General features: G+C 35.1%; 6 protein-coding genes. 1 reads left to right on the plus strand and 5 read right to left on the minus strand.

The window, feature by feature from the left end:
• Positions 1-58: 58 nt before the first annotated feature.
• Positions 59-487, minus strand: a complete 429-nt coding sequence (mntR, locus tag ACSR9O_RS23195; protein ID WP_048687667.1) for a transcriptional regulator MntR — start codon at positions 485-487, stop codon at positions 59-61.
• 102 nt (positions 488-589) lie between these two features.
• Positions 590-2,761, minus strand: a complete 2,172-nt coding sequence (locus ACSR9O_RS23200; protein ID WP_101225305.1) for a DNA topoisomerase III — start codon at positions 2,759-2,761, stop codon at positions 590-592.
• 253 nt (positions 2,762-3,014) lie between these two features.
• Between ACSR9O_RS23200 and ACSR9O_RS23205 the strand changes: the two genes are divergently transcribed.
• Positions 3,015-3,530: a ParB N-terminal domain-containing protein gene (locus ACSR9O_RS23205; RefSeq protein ID WP_491725177.1), complete on the plus strand. Its 516-nt coding sequence runs from the start codon at positions 3,015-3,017 to the stop codon at positions 3,528-3,530.
• A 550-nt stretch (positions 3,531-4,080) separates the two neighbouring features.
• Here ACSR9O_RS23205 and ACSR9O_RS23210 read toward each other — a convergent pair.
• From ACSR9O_RS23210 to ACSR9O_RS23220, 3 genes are all read right to left on the minus strand, one after another.
• Positions 4,081-4,482 carry an NUDIX hydrolase gene (locus tag ACSR9O_RS23210; protein WP_491725504.1) on the minus strand — a complete coding sequence of 134 codons (402 nt, stop codon included), beginning with the start codon at positions 4,480-4,482 and terminating at the stop codon, positions 4,081-4,083.
• A 630-nt stretch (positions 4,483-5,112) separates the two neighbouring features.
• On the minus strand, positions 5,113-5,475 hold the full coding sequence (locus ACSR9O_RS23215; RefSeq protein WP_260358068.1) for a hypothetical protein: 363 nt from the start codon (positions 5,473-5,475) through the stop codon (positions 5,113-5,115).
• 279 nt (positions 5,476-5,754) lie between these two features.
• Positions 5,755-6,123 (minus strand): DUF2750 domain-containing protein, encoded by a 369-nt coding sequence (locus ACSR9O_RS23220; protein WP_170974058.1) that lies wholly within the window; start codon positions 6,121-6,123, stop codon positions 5,755-5,757.
• Positions 6,124-6,343 lie beyond the last annotated feature (220 nt).

The raw sequence follows: 6,343 nt of genomic DNA on the forward strand, positions 1-6,343 counted from the left end.
TTTAAAACGTCACCCCTAGTGATTTTCAAATACATAAAAAAAAACTGCCAGCGGCAGCTTATTTTGAATTTTCTTCATTTCTTTTTTGTATCTTACGTAAATCCTCGACACGGTCAGGAGATTCTTCAAAGAATTCAACCAGGTCTCCAATCCTATCGATGGCATTCCAACTAAGGTGGTGTTCAATCCCCTCTACATCTTGATAAATATTTTCTTCCTTGACCCCAATCAACCTTAGCATCTGTTCTAAAAGTTCATGACGGTATACGAGCCTTTTACCAACTTTTTTCCCATTTGCGGTTAAAACGAGACCCCGGTACTTTTCATATATCAAATATTTTTCCTGATCCAGTTTTTGTACCATTTTTGTAACAGAAGATGGGTGGACGGAAAGATTTTCGGCAATATCGGAAACTCTTGCATATCCTTTTTCTTCAATAAGTAAATAAATTTGTTCTATGTAATCCTCCATGCTCGGTGTAGGCATTCGGAATCCTCCCATTCAAACGCATATCTAAAAATTTTACTATATAAACGGCCCCGAAACAAGAAGATATAAGTCTCAGGGCGCCTTTAATGATGCTTCTTCTCAAGTTTGCTTGATGTTTTGTTCTGTTGGGAATGTAAAACTGATCTTCTTTTCAGCATCGGACCACGATAGAATGGCATCAAAGGTTTTTTCCCCTTTTTTAAAACCGCTTATCAGATCCGTTTCACCGCTCGCCAACAGCTTTTTTATATTTGCTTGACTGATTTTCTTATTAAGGATTTTTTTGGAGATGGTGAAGTTACACTTTGTTTTTTGATAACTTACACATCCATAGAATTCCCCTTTATCGACAATCTTAGAACCGCATAGTTTACAGCTGCCCACAGATGCCGAGCTTCTTTTTTTAGAGCCGCTCCGTTGAATCGACTCGGTATCCAGCCCTTGAAAATCCCAGTTTTCCGATGATTCCACGGCATCACTGATGATTTTTGCTGACATCTTTTTAACAGCTTCCATAAATCCGCCGGCTGAAGCCTTTCCCTCACCGATTTCCCTCAAACGCTGTTCCCATTTGGCTGTCATTTCAGGTGAAGCCAGGATTTTCTCCCCGATGGCAGTAATCAGCACTTTCCCTTTATCTGTCGCAAAAACCTGATTTTTTTTGACATTGATGTATTTACGGTCTTTGAGCATGGTAATGATGCCAGCCCGAGTTGCTTCGGTTCCGAGACCCTCGGTTTTCATCAGAACTTTTTCTAACTCTTCATTATCCAGATGCTTTCCGGCTGTTTTCATCAAAGTGATCAGCTGACCTTCTGTATAGCGCTTAGGAGGTTGGGTTTTTCCTTCTTTCACCTTTATATTGGCGACCTTTCCAGTATCCCCTTTGGAAACGGACGGCAAAATGATATCATCATCCTTGTCATCTTGGAAAATCACTTTGCGCCATCCCTCTTGAATCTGCTGTTTGCCTTTAGAAATGAATTCCGCACGCTTATCGACAAGCGTTTTAATGGTGGTGTAATCGAAAATCGCTTTTTCATAATGAGCCGCAATCAACCGGCGTACCACCAAGTCATAAATATTCCGTTCTTCGGCGGAAAGCCGCTTCGGGTCGGTTACCTGCTCCGTCGGGATAATTGCATAGTGATCAGTCACTTTTTTTTCATTTACAAACCTTTTATTATTCATGATGTTCGGTTGTGGCAAAGGAAACAGGGATTCATATTCTGAAAATCCGCTTAGTTTTTGCAAGATATCGGGAAATGTTTCGGCTTCCCCTTCCGTTACATAATTGGAATCTGAACGTGGATAAGAAACGATCCCTTTTTGATATAAACTTTGTACTATATCAAGCGTCTGTTTCGGTGAATATTTATAAATCTTGTTCACTGTAGCTTGCAATGACGATAGATTAAATAACAAAGGCGGCTGAAATTCTTTCCTTTCAGTATCCATTTCAGCTATTTCAGCTTCCTTACCCTTGCAAAAGGCGGCAATTTTATCAGCCATTTCTTTTGTCTTTATTCTCGGATCATTGTTCTGCTGCCATTTTCCCTGATATTTCTTTCCATCCATCTTGAAGTCAGCGAACACTTCCCAGAACGGCTCAGACTTGAATTGCTCAATTTCCATTTCCCGCTTCACTATCAAAGCAAGAGTCGGTGTCTGAACCCTTCCAGCTGAAAACACATCCGAAACGCCCCTTTGTTTCAATAAAATACTATACGCTCTCGACGCATTCATTCCCACAACCCAGTCCGCACAAGCTCTCGTATACGCTTCATAATAGAGCGGCCTGGTTTTTTCCTCGCTCTTCAAATTTTGGAATCCCTCATAAATCGCTTTTGGGGTCAAAGAGGAAATCCATAAACGTTTCATCGGTTTATTGACATTGCATAGATTAACGATATTGCGTACAATCAATTCTCCTTCACGCCCGGCATCACCTGCATGAATGATTTCATCGACTTCCGGTTTCCTAAGCAAGGTCTTCACAACATTGAATTGCTTTGCCTTTTGTCGGGTCACTTCATATTGAAATTTCTCAGGAATCATCGGCAACGTTTCCATCGACCATTTTTTCCATTTTGAATGATAGGTTTCCGGTGAAACAAGTTGACATAAATGCCCGACAGCCCAAGTTACATAAGCTCCATCGGGAAAAAGTTCATTCGGCATGATTTCTATATAGCCTTGCTGTTTCTTCGTTTTAAATTGAGCTGCTAGCGTTGAACCTTGATCTGGTTTCTCCGCAATGATTAGCTTCATGATCATCTTCACCTAATCCGTTACAAAATATCTTTCCCCTATCATTATACCTTAATTATCACAATCGGCTAGATATGACTTCGTTTTTACTGAACTGATAGTAGAAAGCATGAAATGATTGCTTATCTTCGGTGAAGAGTGAGGATTTCAGGGAGATGAAAAAGCCCGCCTGAATATTGGAAGGTTAATAGGTAAAAACTTCGAATTTGGGTGAATCGGAGTATATACAAAAGAAACTAGTGCGATTTTAAATGTGCCCTTCCAAGCTTTTCACTGTTTAGATGAAGATGAAGAAATTAAATTTTTTGATATTATTAATACAAAAGCTCAAGGTATAGGTACTTCGTTAAGTAGATTTTTAAAAAGAGAAAGTGATAATCTTAGTTGGATTGCAACACAGCTAATTATTGACCCTAACAGCCCCTTGTATAATAAAGGAACGTTAATTGGCAAAAGAACTAAAGAAAAGCATATTACTTTACAAAATGTATATAACTTTCTTTTGTTATTAATTATAAATACAAAGATAGCCGAATTACCTAAGGAAAAAATACTTAATATAACTCTTACTTATTTTAATTGTATAAAAGAGTTGTTACCTGTTGAATGGAGTGATTATAAGCAATATAGACTAACTCATATAGTCTGTTTAAATGCTTTTGCTATAGCCGGCAATATAATTATTCCTTCAAATTATAATTTTGTTTCCAACCAGTTAAACATTAAAGAAGTAAATAAAAGAATGAGCAGTATAAAGATATTTGATTAGTCTAGTGAAGGAACATTGAAATATCTAAAAGGTGCTAGTGGATCTAAACTCTTAGCTGAAGACATTCTTGCATCTGTAGAAAAATAATACTTGAATTCCCCATTTTCAAATATTAAAATGGCCGAAAAATCAAATTGATTTTCGGCCATTCTTATTTCTTATTCTTAGGGGGGAACTTTCCAGCTCAGTTCATGTATGTATTGTGTTAAAGCATCTGTTAAAAAAAGCATCAACTGTAGCTTTGAAATAAAGATTGTTCAAAAGGTCCTCCTGAACCCTCATATTCGTAAATAAATACAATCCATTTTGAAAAGAGATTGATCAATAAGGGTTCATTTCTAGTGATTTAGTATAAAATTTTTATAAAATAGTTTGATTATTTTTTAGTGATCATTATAGAACTAACGGACCCGTTAGTTTAAGTAGATTTCTTCACAAACTTTTTAGTATTCCAGTTATTACAGGAATGCTGCCCCTTTAGTGCCATAAGAAAAGGAGCTGCTGATCAGCTCCTGATAAAGAAGTAAAGAACCTGTTAGCTTAATAAAAATTATTTATCTAGTTGTTCATTATAAATACTAATTGAATGTACCCTCTCTTTTAATAAGTTATCTATTATTTGCTTTAGTACCCTTGGTTCACGTAGTTCTTCATTATCAAATTTCACAAGGTCATTTACCTTAATCCATCTACTGTCTAAAATTTCATCTTCTTCAAGATTTAATGAACCACCATTAACCTCACCAGTAAAATGAAATAGAATAACTTGATTGTTTGTACTACTGATAAAATTATATACACCCGTTGTACCATTAAGTTTTACATCAAAGCCAGTTTCCTCTTTTACCTCCCTACGAGCTGAATAGAGAATGTCTTCACCATATTCAATGCGTCCACTCGGAAAGTTCCACTTATCAATAGCAGTTGGTTTATTTTCTCTAATTATTAAGATTTCATCATCTCAGAATATTGATACACTAACTACTAAAACTATCCCATTATGAGCCATCCTTTTCGCCTCAGTTATTTAATTTTATATTTATTGCTACCTTTTTCTCTACTTAACACCTGATTACCTTCTTCTACCACTAACCTGCCCCTATAGTTGCATTAAAGAAAAAGCTGCAAGACAGCTCCAATCTTCAGCTAACGCACCGTTCATTGGGGATAAAATCTCATTCTCCTGTTAAAATCTCTATAAAAATAAAGGTAAAAACAAAAGCTAACAAAGAAAGTAAAACTCTATTAAATAAATGAATAGGCATTAGACGTTCTTAAGCTTAAAGTATCCATTTAACACAACGATTATTATAGCAAAATGAATAATTATTGCTATTAAATCAGTGTAAGTAAATGGCTTGCTTATGTAACTATCTGAGTAAAACCCTGTTAGGATTATTACAGTAAAAAGAATAAATTGGATTCCAAAATATTTAATAATATTCAAACTGCATAAGCTCCTTCTCAATTTCTCATTGTGTTTCACCATTATTGTAGCTGTAAGAAAATAACTTTGGGAAACAAAAAAGGCTGCCATCAGCAACCTCCCTTATTGAAGTAAAGCACCCGTTAGTGAAAAAAATTAACAATATTGTTCTCTGAAAATCATATGGAATCTAGGCTTTAAAGTTATTTCGATAATATTTACATATCTTTCCGAATCACCGTGAAACAAACGAATTTTTGAATGCTCCTTTTTGTCTTCCACAATCTCAATTTTATTAACAGAAAGTAATTCAATATATGACAATACATTATTTGTTTTCTTTTCCCTAACACTTAAACTAAATTCGTGATAAAAAGGAGAAAGGATAATCTCATATTTTTCTTTTTCATTTTCTAAAACAAAAGTTGATGTGTCGTAATAAAAAGCATCTGTCTCATCTTTCCTCTTAGGAATAGTTCCAAATACAGAAATTAGGTCTAATTCTTCTGGAATATCCAATATTCTCTCTCCTATTGAGTTATACAAAGTTTTTATAATAAGTAATTCACTATAATCTTAAGATAATCCTTCTTGAACTAAACTGCCCCTAAGAAAAGGAGCTGCTAATCAGCTCCTTATAATGAAGTAAAGCACCCGTTAGTAAAATAACAAAATCAATTTCTACTAAAGAATTGGACATACTAATGATAGGATTCTCTTTTATTAGTCTAATTGCGGTTTTATTTATTTTATAAATATTACAATTTTCCAAATTAATGTGAGGGAGTATCTTACTTGCTATAAATTGCGAATCATTTCCTTTATTTCATCACGTTTTTGAATCGTTGTATCGTTTTTATTTGGGAAAATCGCTGTGGCACCACCGTCATTTTCAATATCAACTAGTAAATCGAAAAAATTCAAAAGTGGTATATTGAACGCTTCGTATGACTTATCTATATTGGCAGACTCCATTTCAGCAAAACTTCGACTTGGCCAAACAGGTAGTAAAAATGGATAGTCTCCATCATCATCATCCAAAAGTAATAAGTCGCCATTTTCGTCGCGTAGTAACCACACCTGTTCATCTGTTGCAACCATTCCATAAAAATATGCAAGTCGCTTTTCAGCAGGACGGTTTAAAATAAATCGTTTAATTAATTTCATATATGTCATTCCTTTACGATAATTATTAAAAAATACCAAGTAAAATAGAAAGTTATTATATTTTTAAGGATAATTATACCATTACTTCTTCAAATAAACTGCCCCTTTAGTCCCATAAGAAAAAGCTGTCTTAAAGACAGCTCCGATCTTCAGCTAACGCACCGTTTAGTTGAACAACTCCAGGGCTTATTTAAACTGTTCATAATTTCCTTTGGATTAG

It is taken from the genome of Peribacillus sp. B65, from assembly GCF_058513295.1.

Coding starts and splice junctions, on each gene's coding strand:
- mntR (WP_048687667.1), bottom strand. CDS start 487: ATGCCTACACCGAGCATGGAGGATTACATAGAACAAATTTATTTACTT.
- ACSR9O_RS23200 (WP_101225305.1), bottom strand. CDS start 2,761: ATGAAGCTAATCATTGCGGAGAAACCAGATCAAGGTTCAACGCTAGCA.
- ACSR9O_RS23220 (WP_170974058.1), bottom strand. CDS start 6,123: ATGAAATTAATTAAACGATTTATTTTAAACCGTCCTGCTGAAAAGCGA.